This window comes from Grimontia sedimenti (genome assembly GCF_011045095.1).
In the GTDB taxonomy this organism is placed as follows: domain Bacteria; phylum Pseudomonadota; class Gammaproteobacteria; order Enterobacterales; family Vibrionaceae; genus Enterovibrio; species Enterovibrio sedimenti.
This window is the reverse complement of sequence record NZ_JAALDL010000003.1, coordinates 32,040-51,116: the sequence shown is the minus strand read 5'-3', so window position 1 is coordinate 51,116 and position 19,077 is coordinate 32,040. Positions and strand designations below refer to the sequence as shown.

Genomic DNA, 19,077 nt, shown 5'->3' with positions numbered 1-19,077 from the left:
TAACCTCGCATACTGCATAGCACGCTTACTGCAAAGGATTCAGGCGTTGCTGGGTTTCCCAGTTTGGGTCAATCCAAACCGACACATCCGTCGACGCCTCCATGGGCTGCCCCAAAATCATGTCTGCAGCACGCTCGGCGACCATGATGGTTGGGCCATTCAGGTTGCCGTTCGGGATCGTTGGGAACACAGATGAATCCACTACCCGGAGGTTGGCAATACCGCGAACCCGAAGTTCGTTATCGAGCACTGCCATCTCATCGCTGTCTGCGCCCATTTTGCATGTACACGATGGGTGATAAGCGCTTTCCACATTTGCCTTCACCCATGCATCAATTTCTTCGTCGGATTCAACTTTCATACCCGGTTGGATTTCGCCATCGCGATAAGGCGACATCGCTTCCTGCGCCAGAATCTCGCGGGTTAAGCGGATGCAGTCGCGCCAGTCCTGTTTGTCCTGTTCGGTGCTGATGTAGTTGAAGATGATTTCCGGCTTGTCATTGGTGTCGGCACTTTTAATGTGCACATGGCCACGGCTTTCCGGTTTGTTTGGCCCAACATGAACCTGGAATCCATGCCCCTCCACCGCAGACTTTCCGTCATAACGGATTGCTGCCGGCAAGAAGTGATATTGAATGTTTGGCCATTTAATACCCGCGCGGCTTCGGATAAACGCACAGGATTCAAAGTGATTGGTCGCTCCGAGACCGTCTTTGAACAAAATCCAGCGAGTACCGATCAAACCTTTACTGATAAGTCCCAGCTTGCCGTTCAAAGTGATGGGTTGTTTGCAGAAGTATTGGAAATAAACTTCCAGATGATCCTGCAGGTTTGCACCCACACCTGGCAGATCATGTTTTACTTCCACATTTGCATTTTCCAGCACGGATTTCGGGCCCACACCAGATACCTGCAACAGTTGCGGAGAACCGACAGAGCCAGCAGCACTGATCACTTCTTTACGCGCTTTCACCTCGAACGACTGACCGCCTTTTTCATAGGCAATACCTGTTGCGGCTTTGTTCTCTATCAGGATTTTTTTGACCGTGACGCCTTTGATTAGCGTCAGGTTGTCGCGCTTTAACGCACGTCGAAGATAGGCATTTGACGTAGAAGCACGCACACCACCATCCACGGTCATGTGCATCGGGCCAAAACCTTCCTGCTGGTAGCCGTTGTAGTCTTCTGTGACTGGATAGCCAGCCTGCTCACCCGCATCAATAAACGCGCGATACAGCGGGTTAAGCGCCATATCGTTACCGTTGCAGGTGCCAACAGGGCCTTTGCCCCCGCGGTATTCGTCTTCGCCGCCGATCCAGGTTTCCGCACGTTTGAAATACGGCAGACAGTTTTGATAGTTCCAGCCTGCTGCACCATTGGCTTCCCATTCGTCAAAATCACAGGCGTGACCTCGAACGTAAACCATACCGTTAATCGATGAGCTGCCACCTAAAACCTTGCCGCGAGGACAATGCAGCTTCCTGCCATCCAGTCCTTCTTCCACTTCCGTTTCAAACTGCCACGCGTACTTTTCGGTGTTCATTGGGTACGAGAGCGCAGTCGGCATTTGAATGAAAATGCTTCGGTCAGTGCCACCCGCTTCAAGGATCAGTACCTTATGTTCACCTGACGCACTCAGTCGATCTGCCAGTACACACCCCGCAGAGCCTGCACCGACGATGATGTAATCAAATTCTGTGTTCGACATTCCGGCCCCGTTCTCTTATGCGTAAGGACTGTCTACATCGCCCAATTCGACGTAAACACTCTTGGTTTGGGTGTAACTGCTTAGGGTCTGGATGCCATTCTCACGACCAATACCGGATTGCTTGTAACCGCCAACCGGCATTTCCGCCGGCGATGCGCCCCAGTTATTGATCCAGCAAATACCCGCCTGAAGCTTGGCAATCACGCGATGAGCGCGGGAGAAATTAGTGGTGAATACGCCTGCTGCAAGGCCATAAGAGGTGTCATTCGCTCGGGAAATGACTTCCTGTTCGTCGCTAAACCGCAGAACAGACATCACAGGGCCGAAGATTTCATTTTGAACATGTGACATGTCATCGGTGCAGTTCGCAAACACGGTAGGTACAACGAAGTTTCCTTTCGCCAGTTCACCTTCTGTCACTTGGTATCCACCACACAACAAGGTCGCGCCACTTGCTTTACCCTTTTCGATAAAGCCGAGCACTTTGGATAGGTGGTCTTTGGAAATCAGCGCGCCGATTTGGGTTTCTGGATCGGTAGGGTCACCCACCACCAGCTTTTCAGTGCGAGCTTTCAGTCGGGCAAGAAACTTGTCATAAACATCATCATGAACAAAAACGCGGGTACCGTGCGTACAGACTTCACCTTGGGTGTAGAAGTTGGCAATCATCGCACCTGAAACCGCGTTATCGAGGTCTGCATCGTTAAAAACGATCAGTGGCGATTTGCCGCCAAGTTCCATAGTGACGGGCTTGAGCGTACCTGCCGCATCTGCCATCACTTTTTTGCCCGTGCCGCACTCGCCGGTAAATGATACTTTCACGATGTTGTCATGGCGCGACAGCATTTGACCCACGCGGTAGTCGCCTTGAACCACGTTGAATACGCCATCTGGCATGCCTGCTTCGGTAAAGATTTCTGCCAGTTTCAGCGCCGTTAGCGGCGTTTCTTCCGAAGGCTTAAACACCATGGCATTACCTGCCGCAAGAGCAGGGCCCGCCTTCCACATCGCGATTTGGATCGGATAGTTCCACGCGCCAATACCTGCACACACGCCGAGGGGTTCTTTTCGCGTATAGAAGAATTGGTTTTCGCTCAGGCTTTGTTGTTCGCCCTGAATAGCCACAGCAAGACCCGCGTAGTATTCGATAACATCCGCGCCAGTGACCACATCAACATACTGCGCTTCCTGTATTGGCTTACCGGTATCCAACACTTCCAATGCCGCCAGCTCGTCATTGCGTTCACGCAAAATTGCTACCGCTTTGTTCAAAATGCTGCGACGCTCTGCCGCACTCATTGAAGACCAAACCTTGAAGCCTTCCCATGCGGAAGTCACAGCGATATCGACGTCCGTTTGGCTTGCTTGTTGTACGTCAGCCAGAGTTTCACCTGTGGCGGGGTTAGTCGTAGTAAACGTTTCGCCGGAAGTTGCGTTAACATACCTTCCGTGAATGTATAACTGCTTAATATCCATTTAGTTTTTGCCTTTTGATACGGATTCAACATCTTTCAGCTGAAGCTTGAGATAATCTTCGACTGTCGCCATTGCAGCACGCGGATCGATACCTTCCGGCGCAAGCGCACCACGAAGCCATATTCCGTCGATCAATGCTGCAATGCCTTGGGCAACGAAGTTAGCGCGCTCTGTCGGCATCAGCTTTTTTAATTCAATGCGAAGGTGGGATAGGAGGCGTTTTTCATTGACGCGCTGCAATCTAAAAAGAACTGGTTCGTGCATGGCATGAGACCAAAACGCCAGCCAGGTTTTGGTAACCGCAGCGTTCACCTGATTCGGGTCGAAGTTACCTTCCACAATCGCCAAAATCCGGGCATATGCATCATTTGGCGATGTGCCATTGAGACGCATCTGCACGCCTTGAGAAAGCTCTCGCAAAACCGAACGCATCGTTTCTTCGAGTAATCCGTTTTTGCCGCCAAAGTAATGGTTGATAATGCCTGCTGATACACCCGCTTTTCGGCTGATCAGTGAAACGCTGGCCCCTGCCAGCCCTACTTCATCAATGACCGCCATGGTGGCAGCAACAAGCTGCGGGCGGCGAATTGCTGGCATCCCTACTTTTGGCATTTCGCTCTCCTTTTTTCTTGCATCCAATCTCCCTAAACACCATCACATTTAGGTTAAAAATGTAGCGCAGATGTTTTTTGATTGAATGTTCAATTAAAAACAGACTTACAAATTAAACATTTGTTGTCAAAACAATATTTAATGTGAAAAAGTGAAAAGTGAATAATCCGAAGAATTTAACAATTTATATTCAGTGACTTACAGACTATTGAGAATGGAGTAGTGAAAAGATCGATTGAACAATATTTAGCACACTAAACATTTTTGAAGGCACTTAACCGCCCTGGCACTCTCATATTGAGAGTGCTGTTCCATGACAACGTGTATGCCTAAACAATCTGAAGATGGGTCACTGCGTCATGCGTTTGATGATTTTGACCGTGATAAGCGGATAAACGATAAGCGAAACCAAAATCATCAAAAATGCCATGCCAAGGAACAAGGATTGATATTCAAAAGTGGAAGGCAGCAACAGAATCAAAGCGACCGATACAGCTCCCCTCGCACCGGAGAAATTCAATAGCCAGAACTCATCCATGGACAGTGCTTTATGTTCTACACGCATGACTGGCTTTAAAGTACCTAAAGCAATAAACCGCGCAGCGAACAATAGAATCAGCGCGAGTACTGTATAGAGAACAGGTAATGTTGAATCTGATGTCAGCGTGAAATAGCTAGTGCCCAACAGAAAAAACAGCAAGGCATTAGCCGCATAATCCAGGTATTCCCATACTTTTTCTTCTGATTCACGGTTCTTGCTGTTGTGATCCGGCTTATAGCCATATGCCAATGCTGCTGCGAACACCGCCAAAATTCCCGAGAAGTGAAGAAATTCAGCCAGTACAAAGCTGCCATAGGCCAATGCCAGCGTAATATTGGTGGTAAGGATATAATGCGATGTATGCATTAGCTTCAATACCCACCTTGCAACTCTCCCCAGCAAAGCCCCAGATATCAGAGCGCCAAAAATGTGGGTGACAAAACTGAACCCTGTCTTTAAGGCATCGAAGCTTTCGTCGCTAAATATTAGCAATGCGAGAATCCCCGCTACGGTTACCACAAACCCGTCATTCAGAATCGACTCTCCCTCAATCAGCAGCTTCTGATTTTCCGTCACGGCTTCATTGCCTTTAAACAACGCACTGACAGCTAGCGGGTCTGTTGCTGAGATAATCACGCCAAACAAGAGTGCCGGAAGCCATTCCACGCCAAGCAGAAGATAAAAAGCACCACCGATCACCAGCATACTGATAATAATGCCCAACGTGCCCGCCAGCACCGCCGGCAGCAAAATCGGCCTGAAATGAAATAGGCACATTTTCTTGGTAGAAGCGAAGATAAGGAGTGGTACAAAAACAAAGAGGACAATTTCCGGATTCAATACCAACTCTGGTAGGCCTGCATTGGAGGAGGAAGCGACCCACCCATAAAGTAATCCAGCGAGTAGAATCCAAATGATGTCGGAGAACACCATCCAGCGTTCGGATATATAGAAAATGATGTTCAGCGCAACCCAGCCAAGCGCAGCGTATGTCACCAGAGCAGGAACAGATTCAGTCATAAGGCTCTAAAAGTTCTGAATAAGATTGAGTTAACTATAGGGACTGCTGACTTTTAGTGACGATTTTTGCAGCAGTTTGATTCCCAAAGTGTACAAATTGGATGTCCAGTTGCCCTGCTCTTCAAACGTTGAGCTTTTTTGTGTAGATAATCGATGAAAAACAGTCCACTTCCCTTTATGTATCATTTCCGAAAAGTAACCTTCCTATCTCCTGCTCTATGCTGAATGCGAGTCAAAACGAAGGGAAAGGCAATGGCACAGCAAACAAATGAGGAGCAAGACGAATCCCTACAAAGGAACCCTCAATCCAATGTGATGCGTCGCTTCCTTGCCAGCCATCAAAGTTCGCTTCCTATTCTTTTCCTTGCGGTATTCGTTGGACTACTAGCAGGACTACTTTGTACTTTCTTCGATATCGCCATTGATTGGGTCATCACCCAGCGTAATGAATGGTCAAAAACCCATGGCGAAATGTCGCTACTGACCATAGTGACTGTTGTGCTCAGTAGCGCTTTGCTCTCTGCATTCGGCTTCCTTTTGGTAAAGAAAGTCGCCCCGGAAGCAGCCGGCTCTGGGATACCTGAAATAGAGGGCGCACTTGATGGGCTTCGTCCCGTTCGTTGGTGGCGGGTAATTCCAGCGAAGTTCTTTGGCGGTATAGGTGCCATTGGTGCAGGACTGGTTCTGGGGCGCGAAGGGCCTTCGGTGCAAATGGGCTCCAGCGTCGGCAGAATGATCACTGATATATTCCGGCTCAATGATGATGAAAGTCGCCACACCTTGGTAGCTTCAGGGGCTGCCGCAGGTTTAGCTGCAGCCTTTAACGCACCACTTGCAGGAATTATGTTTGTCGTTGAAGAGATGCGCCCTCAGTTTCGCTATAACCTGATTTCGATTAAGTCCGTCATGATTGCCGCAATTGTCGCGACCATTACCTACCGATATTTTCAGGGACAAGGCGCGATGATCCCCTTACCTGCACATGCAGATGTGCCTTTGGAAGCCTTGGGGCTTTTCCTGATTCTGGGGCTGATGTTTGGTGGTTTTGGGGTACTGTTCAACCGGATGGTGGTTTGGAGTATGGACGGTTTCGAGCGCCTGCACCGACATGAGACTAAGCGATTTATCGGCATTGGCGCGGCGCTCGGCGCCATGTTTGGTGTGATGATCATTTTTCTGCCTCGATTAACTGGCGCAGGTGAAAGTCTTATCACAGATGCCGTTGGCGGGTCGTTTACGCTGTCGATGCTTCTACTTCTCTTCGTAGCCCGAACCGTCACAACTCTCGCGTGTTTCTGTTCCGGCGCACCCGGCGGTGTCTTCGCCCCCATGCTTGCGCTGGGAACACTCTTCGGTACCTGTTTTGGTGCCGTTTGTATGTTGGTATTTCCGGACTTTGATATCACTATCGGAATGTTTGCTGTCGCAGGCATGGGCGCGCTGTTTGCTGCTACCGTTCGCGCGCCCATCACCGGAATACTTCTGGTGATCGAGCTCACCCATAACTATGAGCTTATCCTCCCTCTTTTGATTACCTCTCTCGGTGCAACCATGACGGCGCAGGCCATGGGTGGAAAACCGCTCTACAGTCAGCTATTACAACGTACACTAAGCAAGCAAAAAGCCGCAGGAAGCACAGAAACCAAGAATACGTCGACATAAAAAAACCGCTTCAAAAAAGCGGCTTTCTCAAGGGGGAATCTGTTTATTTTAGACAGTCTGTGCCTGTCGGTTGCTGTAAGGGCTTTTTAAGTCAGTCAGTACTTTCGCACCATACATACCGCGGTAGAAAACCCAAAGGTAAGTGACACCCGCTGTTAGCATACCAATACCAAATGGGATCAGCAGCAGGTTCATCAACGCCAGAGGCACTGCAATCCAAAAGGTGCGAATAATCCAGCGGAAATGGTCGACATACATGTCTTCCCCTGCCTCTAGAGCCTCTTTGCGCTTAAAGTAAGCAAATGCAGCACCTGCGATGCTGAAAACACCGAAAGTCAGCAGGCCACTAAGCAGCAGCATGTAAGCGATCATGGCAGAAGATTTGAACTTTGAAGGCTTTGTATCTGTTGTCATTATATTTGTACTTATTTTTACGTGAGCGTGAAAAAAGCGCATGTTAATTCATTAAATTGACCCAAATCAACACATCAATAAACATTTAGATAAATCACGTTACAAACCCAATTTTTTGCTCATTTAATAATCAAAAATGAACAGCTGAGATAGATTTACCATCCAAATGTTATTTTTCGTACAAATATCCATCAAAATACATTCTCAGGTACCCATTTTTGCCGGTAACGCCTTTGAATAACCTTTGCCATATAGCCAATCACCATTAGGTTCATGCCCAACGCTAGATATGCCATGGTTTTGCCTGTAGTGATCACTTCATAGACTTCGAAAGGCAAATATATCGCCCCACTTGCCAAAGCAAACCACTCTGTCCAGCCAAAGGCTCGCCACAATCCATAGGCTTCGACAAAACGGACACTGGCATATAGCAACGTTCCCAATGCAAATAGGGTCAGGTTCCTGTCATCAACACTTGCCAACGCTTTATGAATCACACTTGGAATTTCTCCAGCAGGATTAAGCCGCAAATGGCGTAGCATCTGTTCGCATAGTGCTTGGATTTCAGCACCACCCAATTCATGTAAAGCCAAGCCAACTATCAAAGCCAACAAACCCTTCCCTGCCTCCAAAATGGCAATGGCTCTCAACCCTTTGGGTTGGTGTCTTTCTATCGCTTGATGATTCACATTCAGTCACTCATAGGAAAAGCATATTAAGCGTGGGCAGTATCGTGATGAGATGCAGTCACAGAGGCAAGAAAAAGGGCTCTTAATGAGCCCTAAGAAATAAATGTCGATTAGATCGAGTAGATGAAGTAAAGCTGGGCTTTCATTCTGATGATGATGCCACGAATCACATCAAGGAAGCTCATAAACCCGATAGGCTTTTCACCAGATACCCACGCCAGTCCCACTGCGCCGACAGGAATGTCATAGCCTTCCGGTTCTTCTAGTTTCAGCCTGACAAAATGATGCTTGTTGGCAAGATTTGAACCTGTAGTCATGCGCACATTGTCGTCAGTGGCAATCAGTCGGGCCTGAGATTCTCCTGTTGCTTCAACAATCCCCTCTACTTCTGCTTTAAAGATCTTACTTGGGTAAACCGGGCTCGCGAATTCAGCATACTGCCCCACTTCAACATTACGAATAGCCTGATGATTCACCCGCATCAGCACATATTTTTCATCGGTGTACATATGGATGCGAGGAACCATACCTACATACTGACCTTCGCGCATGATGAAGTTAGTCACGTAACCATCTGCCGGCGCACGCACTCGGGTTTGCTCTAGATTCCATTCAGCCTGCGCGGTATTCTCTTTCGCACTTTCCAGCTCGGCTTCTTTAGTGGCCACAGCCAGCACCGATTTTTCTTTGTTCAGGCGCGCTTGCTCAACCCCAATTTCCGCCTTTTGTATCTGCTTTTCGAGCGTAGCGATTTGCGCTTCGGCAAGTTGAACTTTATTGCGTTGCTCGTCCATCACAGATTCCGTCACGGTATTTGGCGCACGCTTATTCTGAGTGATGTATCGGTTTAGCTGGTTGGCCTTCCATTTGGCATCTTCTTTTGCTGCAGCCAGCTGACTTTCAAGCACATTGAGATCAGCTTTCGTTGCTTCGTATTGCTGTTCATTCAAAGAGACATCCTGAATCGCCACTTCGAGTGCCACGTTTGCCGCATGCTCAGCAACAGCAGCACGATTAAGAGCGATTTCGTAAGGTTCAGCATCAAGCGTGTAAACAAGCTGACCCTCTTCAACACGTTGGTTTGGATTAACGTAAATTTGATCCACATTGCCACGAATTTGATTTGAACCCGGGCGCAATTGAATATGCGGAGACTGCACCACAGAACCGCCAGTTAGGTCCATCGGCGTGAAATTCAATAAGCCAATCCAAACAAAAATCAGCCAAGAACCTCCACCAATGTAAGCGAACGCCTTGCTATAAACGTTCCATGGCATGCCAACCAGGCGAAGCAGGTAAATAAACAATGCCCATACGGCCAATCCTTCAAGCATGATTTTCCTCCTTCTCGCTGACTGTCTTTGTGGTAATTTCGGTTTCATTAATTGGCGCACTCGGCTCACGCCAGATGTCCCGAATCTTTCTCAGTGCTTTTTCTCCATCCACAAACGCGAGAATCACGGCAACCACCCAAACCCAATGCCAGATAAAACCAATCCACGTCAGAGCGGATATCAATCCCATTTGGTGATGCTGCTTTTTACGGGCTTTGCTGACAGGCAATTCATGGACTTTCCAGAAGCCAAACGCGATTGCACCAACCGATCCCAAAAGAACAACCAGCGCGACCACATGGAGGACAGTATCAGTGGTGGTATCTACAAAAGGGGTTGCCAACAGGCTCATTCACATACTCCGATATTTATTCAATGCGTGAATGCTCACACAGGAAGATTATCGGCACCTGAATATGGATTGATTACGTTAAAATTACGTATATATTGAACTCTTCTATCCACATTAAAGTGATATACATGTTCGACATCTCATTTATCCGTATCGCCTATATCCGCCCTCTGATCAGCGGATCATGTTCGAAATATCACTTAACGCCGGAACAACTGGGTATTCCATCCTCGCTATATAGAGATGAAATGGCGCTCGTTCCCCATGCAGTAGTCAATGGATGGCTAACAAAGATCGCCGAGCTCTCTGGCGACCCGTCTTATCCACTCGCCATTGCAGATTCCCTGGCGATTTCCTCCATTGATGTGAAAGCAAATTGGTTTATGTCTGCACCGGATTTGGCAGTCACCTTCAGGCGAATCAACTATGGTTTGAGCTGCTTTCACTCAGGCGCTCACTACGTGGGAAGGCAATCAGGAAAGTTGTTGAAGTGGTGTTATGACAACGAATACTCAGGAACGGCGGCGGGTATCGATTCACTGCGTGTCGCCATTATGATGACTTCCGTTCTTCGCCATTTTACCCATGAAGGTTTTGCACCGCTGGCAGTCAGGCTCAAAGGGACGGATATCGATATCAACGCTGCAAGCGAATGGTTTGGATGTGAAGTGAAGACAGGTTGTGCCATGACGGAAGTCTGGTTCGATAACAAATTGCTACTTTTGGAACATGCTGTGCCGCGCGACCATAACAAAGCGACTCTTATTTCTTTGTTTGATTTGGATGAACTGGTCAACATGCCGCAACGCGATGACCCCACCAAAGCGCTGTATGAAGTCGTGAACTTCACCCGTCATTACGGCATGCCTTCTTTGGAAACGGTCGCATCAACATTGGGTCTTTCCACACAGCAATTGCAGCGGCGATTACATCGACTGGGTTTCAGTTTCTCGTCTATGCGGGGTTATGTGCTGAATAACATTGCGGCGAGGTACATGTTAAAGGGCTATGCCCCGGATGAGGTTGCCCGTCTACTTGGCTACAGCAACCCACAAAGCTTCACCAAAGCCTTCCAACGCGTCCGTGGGTGTACACCGAAAGAGTACATGCGACGTATGGAACACTGATCGCGCAAACAATAAGCATGCAGCCGATCTGCCCTTCCCTTTTCGATTGAAAACACAGTAATATTTGTTTGCTCATTTTGAGCATTATTCTCAGGGCGGGGCGAAATTCCCCACCGGCGGTATGTCAGCACGCAAATCATTGTAAGACTGGCGAGCCCGCGAGCGCCCAAGCACATGTTTGGGGTCAGCAGACTTGGTGAGACGCCAAGGCCGACGGTTATAGTCCGGATGAAAGAGGATGATAAAAATGCACCGATTCACGGCGGCGTTCGCTTAGCCGAAAATCGTTGGATTGCGTACGGCTGCGTTCGCAGTTTGCGCTCATCCATACCCAAACGACCTGAGGATGCAGGATTCAGCGAGCTTGACTGGTGTTGTGATCGCGGCGTTCCTTTGCAGGTGTAGCCACCTCCATCAAAAAGGAACAACAAAGAGCACAGCGTCAGTCAACTCGCCCGAAGGGAGGCCCTCAATGCGCCCACTTCTTCGTTAAATTCCACGAAAATAGAATGACTATTCCTCGCGGAATTTGCCTCGAATTGAACGCATTGATGACCTCTGAATGCTCGCATCTTCAGGACGTTTGGGTATACGCCCTGATTCTGGTATTTAAACTTAGGAGTTACCATGAATCAGACTCACACATCTCTACTTTCTGGCACCCCATTTGAGCGCGTTGAAGCGGCGCTTGAAGCACTGCGCTTGGGTAAAGGCGTTTTGCTTCTCGACGACGAAGATCGCGAGAATGAAGGTGACATCATTTATTCTGTAGACCACTTAACCAATCAGCAGATGGCACTCATGATCCGCGAATGCTCTGGCATCGTTTGCCTGTGCCTGCCTGAAGAACAAGCCGACAAGCTGGAACTTCAACCAATGGTGGCCAATAACAACAGCGCCAACCAGACCGCATTTACCGTTTCCATTGAAGCGAAAGTGGGCGTCACAACCGGCGTTTCTGCGGCTGACCGCGTCACTACGATCAAGACCGCCTCGAACCCAGATGCAAAACCTTCTGATCTTGCGCGCCCTGGCCACGTATTCCCGCTTCGCGCACGTAAAGGTGGTGTTCTCGTTCGTCGTGGTCACACCGAAGGCACTATCGATTTAATGCAAATGGCTGGTCTATCACCTGCCGGTGTTTTGTGTGAAGTGCAGAACGAAGATGGTTCCATGGCAAAAGCACCAGAGATCGTTGAGTTCGGAAAGAAGCATGACATGCCAGTACTGACCATTGAAGACATGGTTCAATACCGCCTAACGTCTGCGGAGAAGATCGCTTAATCTTTCGAACGATAAGCAATTTTGAGATCGCTCACATTTTTAGATTCATGAGCGGTCTCTATTTTGTAAAAGAATAATTCCTCTCATCGTGCAAGCTATCACCAAATTGTTAACCCCACCGCTTCTTTAGGAAAGCAAAATTCACCCAACACAAGAACCACTCGTCACTCCATTCACGCAGTGAATTTCATCAATCCTTTTTATCATCAGCATCCAATAGCTGAATTGATATGGATTGCATTCATCATGAGAATTTCTAGATACAACACTGTGAACTGGAAGTTTATTTTATGAAAAAACACTTTGAGCTCATCGACAAGCCGACTTTCTTCGGCGCGTTGGGGCTGCTGTTTTCTGTCATCGTTCCATTGCTGGTTTGGCCTGACCAAGGTGCAGAGTGGATTGCGATTGCAAAAACCTTTATGACCGACAAGCTGGGCTTTATGTACCTGGCTCTTGGTATCGCTGCCTTCTTTTTTATGGCTTACATCGTTTTCAGCGATATCGGACAAATCAAACTTGGTGACGCAGACGAGAAACCAGAGTTCGCCACGGGCTCATGGGCTGCGATGCTTTTCTGTGGCGGTATCGGTGCCAGTATCCTTTACTGGGGTACTATCGAGTGGGCTTACTACTATCAAAACCCTCCCTTCCAGCTTCAGGCTGGTAGTGAAGAAGCCGTCCGCTGGGCAGCAACCTACGGTATTTTCCACTGGGGTCCAATTGCTTGGTCTATATACCTGATCCCAGCGATTCCAATTGCTTACTTCTTCTACGTTCGTAAGCAGCCTGTACTGAAAGTATCTGCAGCGCTGATGCCTGTCATTGGCGAAGCACGCAGCCACGGTAAACTGGGCAAGTTCATTGATGTGCTGTTCATTTTTGGTCTTCTGGGTGGTGCTGCAACCACATTGGGTCTGGCTGCACCCTTGATCAACGAAGGTATCAGCTACCTGTTTGGCATTCCTTCAACCACAGTGACTCAAATCGGTGTTCTGCTGCTTTGTACCGCGTTATTCGCCTACTCGTCTTACAAAGGTATGGATGAGGGCATCAAGGTTCTGAGTAACATTAACTTTTGGGGTGCACTCGGTCTGCTGGCATTCGTCCTGTTTGCTGGTCCAACGCTGTTCATGCTGGAGACCGGTTTAGACTCCATCGGTCGTATGCTGTCAAACTTCTTCGTGATGGCGACCTGGGCAGAACCATTCGGTGGCTACGGCACGTTTGAAGACACCCACTTCCCACAGGATTGGACGATTTTCTACTGGGCGTGGTGGCTGGTATTCGCGCCAAGTATGGGCCTGTTTGTGGCGCGTATTTCGCGTGGCCGTACTATCAAACAGATGGTCTCAGGCTCTATCTTCTTTGGCTCACTGGGCTGTGCACTGTACTTCATGATCTTGGGTAACTTTGGTCTGTCGCTGCAACTGTCAGGTCAGTTGGATGTTGTTTCTATCCTGAATGAGAAAGGCGCGACAACGGCGATTTTCTCAATCCTTGAGCAACTGCCTATGAGCACTGTGGTTATCGCTGTGTTCACGATTCTATGTATCATTTTCACAGCAACTACGTTCGATTCCATCTCGTTCATTCTGGCTTCTGTAGTACAGAATAACGTGACTGAAGACCCGCTGCGCTGGAACCGTCTGTTCTGGGCATTCACCCTGTCTGTGATGCCTTCTATCCTGATGTTTATGGGTGGTCTGGCAACGCTACAAACGGCGGCAATCGTCGGCGGCTTACCTCTGCTGGTGATTGCGGTCATGCTGATGATCTCAGGTGTGAAAGCAGCAACACTCGACCTTTCACATCAGGAAGGCTACGAAGACCCAACCATCAACATCGAAGAGTTTCCGGAGGTTGACCCTTGGTCTCGTGAAGGCATGGCGATGGCAAAGTTTGAACGACTGAAAGACGAAGCGATCACAGCGGCAAACGAAGAGCGTGAGAAGTTGGATGCTATCTGGGATCTGAAGAAACACATCCGCGCCGAAGCGTTGTCACGAGGCGAAACAGGTATGGAATTGGGCGATGCTCCTCAAGAGCAGCTGGATGAAATCCAACGCCTGACTGACGAAGCCATGGCCGCCAAAGAACACAAGCTTCAGGCTTCTGAAGCAGCGCAACAGGCACGTATTGAGTTCAATGAACTGATGCGTGAGAAGAAGCGTTTAGAGCAAGAAGCGGAAGAGCAAATGGCGTAATCCACCAATATGACATGGTAAAGGGCACAATTTGTGCCCTTTTCTTTCATCTAAATGTTTCTATCTAAGAAACGACTGTTTTTCGTTGAAAGCCCAAAGCCCGCTCAGGCTTTTTTACAGAGTTAGGCTCGAAGATTCTGAATTTGTTCTTGCCCATATCTTTTGCTTCATACAAGGCTTCATCAGCATGACGAACCAAGCTATCGCTATCTATGCTGTGGTCTGGGAATACGGCAAACCCGATGGAAAGCCCCACCTGAATCTCAATATCATCCACATAAATGGGTTTACCCACCGCTTCGATTAGGCGTTGAGCGATATCCGGCAACATATCCCGACTTTCGGGGCCACTGTAAATGATGGCAAACTCATCTCCACCCAACCTCGCAACTGTGTCTTGCTCCCGGCACTGTTGAAGCAGCCGCCCAGCGACGATTCTCAAACATTCATCACCGATCGGGTGTCCGTGCAAATCGTTAACGGGTTTGAAGTCGTCTAAATCCAAGATGGCCAGGGCAACATGCCGCCCTTTTAACGTTGCTGCATGCAAGGCCAGCTTTAAGTCATCACTAAACCGAATGCGGTTAGCCAGCTTAGTTAGAGGGTCAGTCATTGCCAGTTCGGTAATTTTCTCCTCGGCTTCCAAGCGTCGCCGGATTTCTTGCTTCAAGCGAAGGTTCCAGTAATAGAACAGGCCTATCGTAGTGGCAGAGCAGATAAAAATGGCGAAAATCACTGACCAGAACAATCCCCAATCTATGCCTGTTTCATAGCGAACAGGGAACCAGCGTTCAAAGATCTCTTTTCGTTCTAGCGGTGAAATATCGTTGATGGCGATGTTGAATAGGCCTACCAGTTCTGGTCTGTTTTTGTTCACTAACATCGAGAGTTTGGCGTTGGAAGGAAGCACACCACCGATTTTCACATTGGTGATGTTATGATCCTGAATCACATACACCAAGGACCCCAGCACAGAAACAAACCCAAACAGCTCTCTGGATTCTATTTTCTTCAATCCTTCCTCTGTGCTTCCAAAAGTCTGGACGGTTAAGTGCGGATAAAGCTTTGGGATCACTTCGGCCGCAGGCGAGTTAGCCAGTACGCCGATTGTTTCGTCACCAAGGTTGACCAAATCATCCACAAAGGGGGCGTCGACATGCGTTGCCAGCGCACGATGCGAAATAAAATAAGGTTCGGTGGCTAAATAATCTTGAAGTTTCTGTTCAGTTGCTACGTCTGCAACAATGAAATCACAGACACCAGCTTTTAAGGCTTGCAGGCTTTCGTGATAAGACGCTGTGGGGTGAAGAACGAAAGGAAGGCCTAGTTTTCGGCTGATTAACTCGGCATAGTCTGCCAAAACACCGACGTATTCTCCGTCATTATTTATTGCTTCAAAAGGTAACCAGTTCGGTTCCACACACATGGAAATATGGCCTAAAGCACGAACTTGGAGTTTTTGTTGGTCGGTCAATTGTTTTGCGCGCGCGACTTCAGAGAACATCACCATACAAAACAGGATAAAAAGATAACGCTGATACTGCCCAGAAATCTGTGAAATAACCGGTGAAAGTTTGGCCATGGCTTCCTCCCCAAAAAAGGTTACCGATTTGCCGCAACCCTAGATGTATTCTGCCATGGAGCAATACGAACATTGTGTATCAATAGTAAAACAATCGTTGCATTGATTGAATTATCATGAGAAATGAAATTGCCTTCAAATCATCACACCAAACATCATCCATTCACATAGTGAATACCACCACCCGACAAACGTAAAGCTAGATTATTATTCTTTTAACAATTATCGCACAGACCCAAATTGATCAAATCCTCGATTAGCATAGATGTATTTTTTCTATTTTTATTAGTTAGATAAGAGCATTACATCCAATGAAAACGCTTTCATTATCTATCAGAATTTTCAACTTCATTTATTAGGGTTTCATAAACAATTTTCCCAATCGAAATTCAACAAATTTCCGATTGATGTTTCATTCACAAAAAGAAAGTTCTGTCATAACAACACAATGCATATACCCACAGCCCACATTTCTATAACGGCTCGCCACGTTTCTCCCCATCTGAGAGGTCCGAAACCCGTTTTGTACGTCGCCAGCGACTTCTCATTGCGAAACCAGGGTCTATAGAGCTTCCTCTGGATTTTTTAGAGTAATAGCTCTAATATATTCGCAACTTCCTCATGCGGAAACCATTATGCTTGCCAGAAAACCCCTCCTTGTCCGTCTGATCATTGCATTGATGCTTTTGCCTAATGTGAGCAGCGCAAAGCCCATGACCTTTGAGCAGGCATGGCAATCAGTCCTGACCCGGAATGATGCGATAGCCGCAGAACGCGCTAACGTTGAGCGCGCCGAACACATGCGAAACGCCGCATCGGCACATCACCTTCCTGCGATTTCACTTAGCGGTAACTACACGCGCTTGGACCAGGACGTGGAGCTCAAACCGTCTCAGCTAGCTCACCATATGAATGGTGGCGATGCGCTGGGTCAAATTGCAGGTTCTGTTCCCCAATTGGGTCCATTGATGGGGAACCTCGATAACCTGCTGACCACCACTTTGGCCGACCGTGATATCTACACCAGTTCGATCCGCGCTATCTGGCCGATCTTTACCGGCGGCCGTATTCTTGCAGCGGAAGACATTGCCAACGCCCAGCGCGACGAAGCCAGCTTCTTGATGCAAATGGCCCAACAGGCGAAGTTTGAAGATCTTGCGAAAGTCTATTTTGCGACCGTGCTGGCGGAGCAGGTGTTGGAGACTCGCGTAGAAGTGGAGCAAGGGCTGGAAAAACACCTCGACCACGCGAAAAAGCTGGAAGAACAGGGGCAAATTGCTCGCGTTGAACGCTTGCAAGCAGAAGTTTCTTACGACAAAGCCAAGACTGAACGCCGTAAAGCCGAACGCGACCTGGAAATCGCCCAAGCTGCGTTGCAAACACTGGTGAAAAGCGATGCACCGGTGACGCCATCCAGTGCCCTATTTACTCAGAAACACGCCCCTGAGATGGCGCCATTGATGCAAAAAACACTCGCAGATTATCCCGGCCTAAAAGTGTTGGACGCCAAGCGTGAACAAGCTGATGGCTTGGTTAACTTAGAGAAAGGCAAGTACTACCCGCAGGTTTATCTTTACGGTAACTACAACCTCTATGAAGGTGATTCCTTGACCGCTGAATTGGCACCTGATTGGGCAGTTGGCGTGGGTGTAAGCATTCCCCTTATCGACAACGGTGGCCGTTCAGACAAAGTCAAAGCTGCCCACAGCACCGCACTTCAGGTTCAGTACCTTCGCGCCCAAGCGGAGCAAGACCTTTCACTGCTGGTAGAGAAAACATGGCGAGAAGCAGGACAAGCACTGGAAGAGTATCAAGGTTTGGCTTCAAGCATTTCCCTTGCACAAGAAAACCTTCGCTTGCGTGAAAAAGCCTTTGCACAGGGGCTTTCCACTTCACTCGATGTCGTCGATGCTGAGCTTTATCTCGCCAGCATCAAAACCCAGCAGCTTGCAGCGTCATACCAATACGTGCTGTCGCTTTCTCGTCTACTCGCTGTTAGCGGCGAGATGAATCGTTTCCCAGAATTTCAGGCGGCATCACTCCAATCAACCCAACCAATAAAGGGATAAATCACAATGATCAAATTGAAATCTATTGCGCTGGCATTGCCTGCTGCTGCCGTTATTGGTTGGATTGGCTACAGCTTTTACCAAGCTTATCAACCCGTGCCTGAGCGTTTTCAAGGTCAGATTGAAGCGCAGCAATACAGCATTTCTTCGAAGGTCGCTGGCCGTATTGACAATGTGTTGGTGCGTAAAGGTGAAACCGTGAATAAGGGCGATTTGATTTTCACCCTTTTTAGCCCAGAGCTTGATGCTAAGCTGGAGCAAGCGAAAGCCGGACAACAAGCAGCAGACGCCATGGCAGAACAAGCTGAAAGCGGCGCTCGTGAGCAGGAAATCAGCGCTGCGCGCGACCAATGGCAAAAGGCCCGCGCTGCGGCACAACTGGCAGACAAAACCTACAAGCGCGTCGATGCACTCTACAAAGAAGGTGTTGCCGCCGAACAAAAACGCGACGAGGCTTACACCCAGTGGCAAGCGGCGAAATACACTGAAAATGCTGCGCTCCAAATGTATGAACTGGCGAAAGCCGGTGCGCGCTCTGAAACCAAACGGGCAGCGCAGGAAAAAGTCCGCATGGCAGCCGGTGCGGTTGCAGAAGTGGAAGCTTATGCCAAAGACACCAAGATCCATAGCTGGTATCAAGGCGAAGTCAGCCAAATCCTGCTTCACCCTGGCGAGCTGGCACCGCAAGGTTTCCCTGTCGTCACTGTCATCGACATGAAAGATGCCTGGGCAGTCTTCAATATTCGCGAAGACAAACTGCGTCAATTTGCCAAAGGCGCTCGGTTTGAGGCAAACATTCCTTCTATGGGAGAGCAGGCTTATGAGTTTGAAGTCACCCATGTTGCCCCATTGGCGGATTTCGCGACGTGGCGCGCCACCAACAGCCAGAACGGCTATGACATGCGCACCTTTGAAGTGGAGGCACGCCCTGTAACGCCTATTGAAGGTCTGCGCGCAGGCATGAGTATTCTGGTCTCCGAGCAAACTCAGGGTTGATCAC

Annotated in this window: 15 protein-coding genes and 1 riboswitch; of the genes, 6 read left to right on the top strand and 9 right to left on the bottom strand. The window is 48.6% G+C overall.

Translation table 11 applies throughout. From position 1 onward, the window contains the following. Nucleotides 1-25 precede the first annotated feature (25 nt). The 4 genes from betA to G5S52_RS05535 all read right to left on the bottom strand — a co-directional run bounded on the left by betA (nucleotide 26) and on the right by G5S52_RS05535 (nucleotide 5,357). Nucleotides 26-1,708, bottom strand: a complete 1,683-nt coding sequence (gene betA / locus G5S52_RS05550; protein WP_165012158.1) for a choline dehydrogenase — start codon at nucleotides 1,706-1,708, stop codon at nucleotides 26-28. 15 nt (nucleotides 1,709-1,723) lie between these two features. Next, nucleotides 1,724-3,184 (bottom strand): betaine-aldehyde dehydrogenase, encoded by a 1,461-nt coding sequence (gene betB / locus G5S52_RS05545; RefSeq protein WP_165012157.1) that lies wholly within the window; start codon nucleotides 3,182-3,184, stop codon nucleotides 1,724-1,726. Further along, nucleotides 3,185-3,796 (bottom strand): transcriptional regulator BetI, encoded by a 612-nt coding sequence (gene betI / locus G5S52_RS05540; protein WP_165012156.1) that lies wholly within the window; start codon nucleotides 3,794-3,796, stop codon nucleotides 3,185-3,187. Nucleotides 3,797-4,145: 349 nt separating this feature from the next. Then, a complete protein-coding gene (locus tag G5S52_RS05535) occupies nucleotides 4,146-5,357 on the bottom strand; it encodes a cation:proton antiporter (RefSeq protein ID WP_165012155.1) in 1,212 nt (403 codons plus the stop codon). 252 nt (nucleotides 5,358-5,609) lie between these two features. On the opposite strand from G5S52_RS05535, the gene clcA reads away from it, so the two are divergent. Further along, entirely contained in the window at nucleotides 5,610-7,019 is a 1,410-nt protein-coding gene (clcA, locus tag G5S52_RS05530; RefSeq protein ID WP_165012154.1) for a H(+)/Cl(-) exchange transporter ClcA, read from the top strand. A gap of 48 nt (nucleotides 7,020-7,067) precedes the next feature. Here the strand turns inward: clcA and G5S52_RS05525 are convergent, their stop codons facing one another. The 4 genes from G5S52_RS05525 to G5S52_RS05510 all read right to left on the bottom strand — a co-directional run bounded on the left by G5S52_RS05525 (nucleotide 7,068) and on the right by G5S52_RS05510 (nucleotide 9,808). Beyond that, the gene (locus G5S52_RS05525) at nucleotides 7,068-7,433 is read right to left on the bottom strand and encodes a DUF4870 family protein (RefSeq protein WP_165012153.1); all 366 of its coding nucleotides are present in this window, start codon (nucleotides 7,431-7,433) and stop codon (nucleotides 7,068-7,070) included. A 191-nt stretch (nucleotides 7,434-7,624) separates the two neighbouring features. Further along, nucleotides 7,625-8,122: a DUF2127 domain-containing protein gene (locus G5S52_RS05520; RefSeq protein WP_368737454.1), complete on the bottom strand. Its 498-nt coding sequence runs from the start codon at nucleotides 8,120-8,122 to the stop codon at nucleotides 7,625-7,627. A gap of 110 nt (nucleotides 8,123-8,232) precedes the next feature. Then, the gene (locus G5S52_RS05515) at nucleotides 8,233-9,456 is read right to left on the bottom strand and encodes an HlyD family secretion protein (protein WP_165012152.1); all 1,224 of its coding nucleotides are present in this window, start codon (nucleotides 9,454-9,456) and stop codon (nucleotides 8,233-8,235) included. After that, nucleotides 9,449-9,808: an MFS transporter gene (locus tag G5S52_RS05510; protein ID WP_165012151.1), complete on the bottom strand. Its 360-nt coding sequence runs from the start codon at nucleotides 9,806-9,808 to the stop codon at nucleotides 9,449-9,451. Before G5S52_RS05510 ends, G5S52_RS05515 begins: the two co-directional genes overlap by 8 nt. 128 nt (nucleotides 9,809-9,936) lie before the next feature. Here G5S52_RS05510 and G5S52_RS05505 point away from each other — a divergent pair, with 128 nt between their 5' ends. From G5S52_RS05505 to G5S52_RS05495, 3 genes are all read left to right on the top strand, one after another. Beyond that, nucleotides 9,937-10,935 (top strand): AraC family transcriptional regulator, encoded by a 999-nt coding sequence (locus tag G5S52_RS05505; protein WP_165012150.1) that lies wholly within the window; start codon nucleotides 9,937-9,939, stop codon nucleotides 10,933-10,935. An 82-nt stretch (nucleotides 10,936-11,017) separates the two neighbouring features. Beyond that, nucleotides 11,018-11,179: riboswitch (FMN riboswitch) on the top strand. A gap of 383 nt (nucleotides 11,180-11,562) precedes the next feature. Further along, on the top strand, nucleotides 11,563-12,219 hold the full coding sequence (gene ribB / locus G5S52_RS05500; protein ID WP_165012149.1) for a 3,4-dihydroxy-2-butanone-4-phosphate synthase: 657 nt from the start codon (nucleotides 11,563-11,565) through the stop codon (nucleotides 12,217-12,219). A 290-nt stretch (nucleotides 12,220-12,509) separates the two neighbouring features. After that, nucleotides 12,510-14,426, top strand: coding sequence for a BCCT family transporter (locus G5S52_RS05495; RefSeq protein WP_165012148.1), 1,917 nt, complete (start codon nucleotides 12,510-12,512; stop codon nucleotides 14,424-14,426). A gap of 64 nt (nucleotides 14,427-14,490) precedes the next feature. On the opposite strand, the gene G5S52_RS05490 is transcribed toward G5S52_RS05495, so the two are convergent. Next, nucleotides 14,491-16,008, bottom strand: a complete 1,518-nt coding sequence (locus tag G5S52_RS05490) for a diguanylate cyclase domain-containing protein (RefSeq protein ID WP_165012147.1) — start codon at nucleotides 16,006-16,008, stop codon at nucleotides 14,491-14,493. A gap of 635 nt (nucleotides 16,009-16,643) precedes the next feature. Between G5S52_RS05490 and G5S52_RS05485 the strand changes: the two genes are divergently transcribed. Beyond that, the gene (locus tag G5S52_RS05485) at nucleotides 16,644-18,077 is read left to right on the top strand and encodes a TolC family protein (RefSeq protein ID WP_165012146.1); all 1,434 of its coding nucleotides are present in this window, start codon (nucleotides 16,644-16,646) and stop codon (nucleotides 18,075-18,077) included. A gap of 6 nt (nucleotides 18,078-18,083) precedes the next feature. Further along, nucleotides 18,084-19,073 carry an HlyD family secretion protein gene (locus G5S52_RS05480; protein WP_165012145.1) on the top strand — a complete coding sequence of 330 codons (990 nt, stop codon included), beginning with the start codon at nucleotides 18,084-18,086 and terminating at the stop codon, nucleotides 19,071-19,073. Nucleotides 19,074-19,077 lie beyond the last annotated feature (4 nt).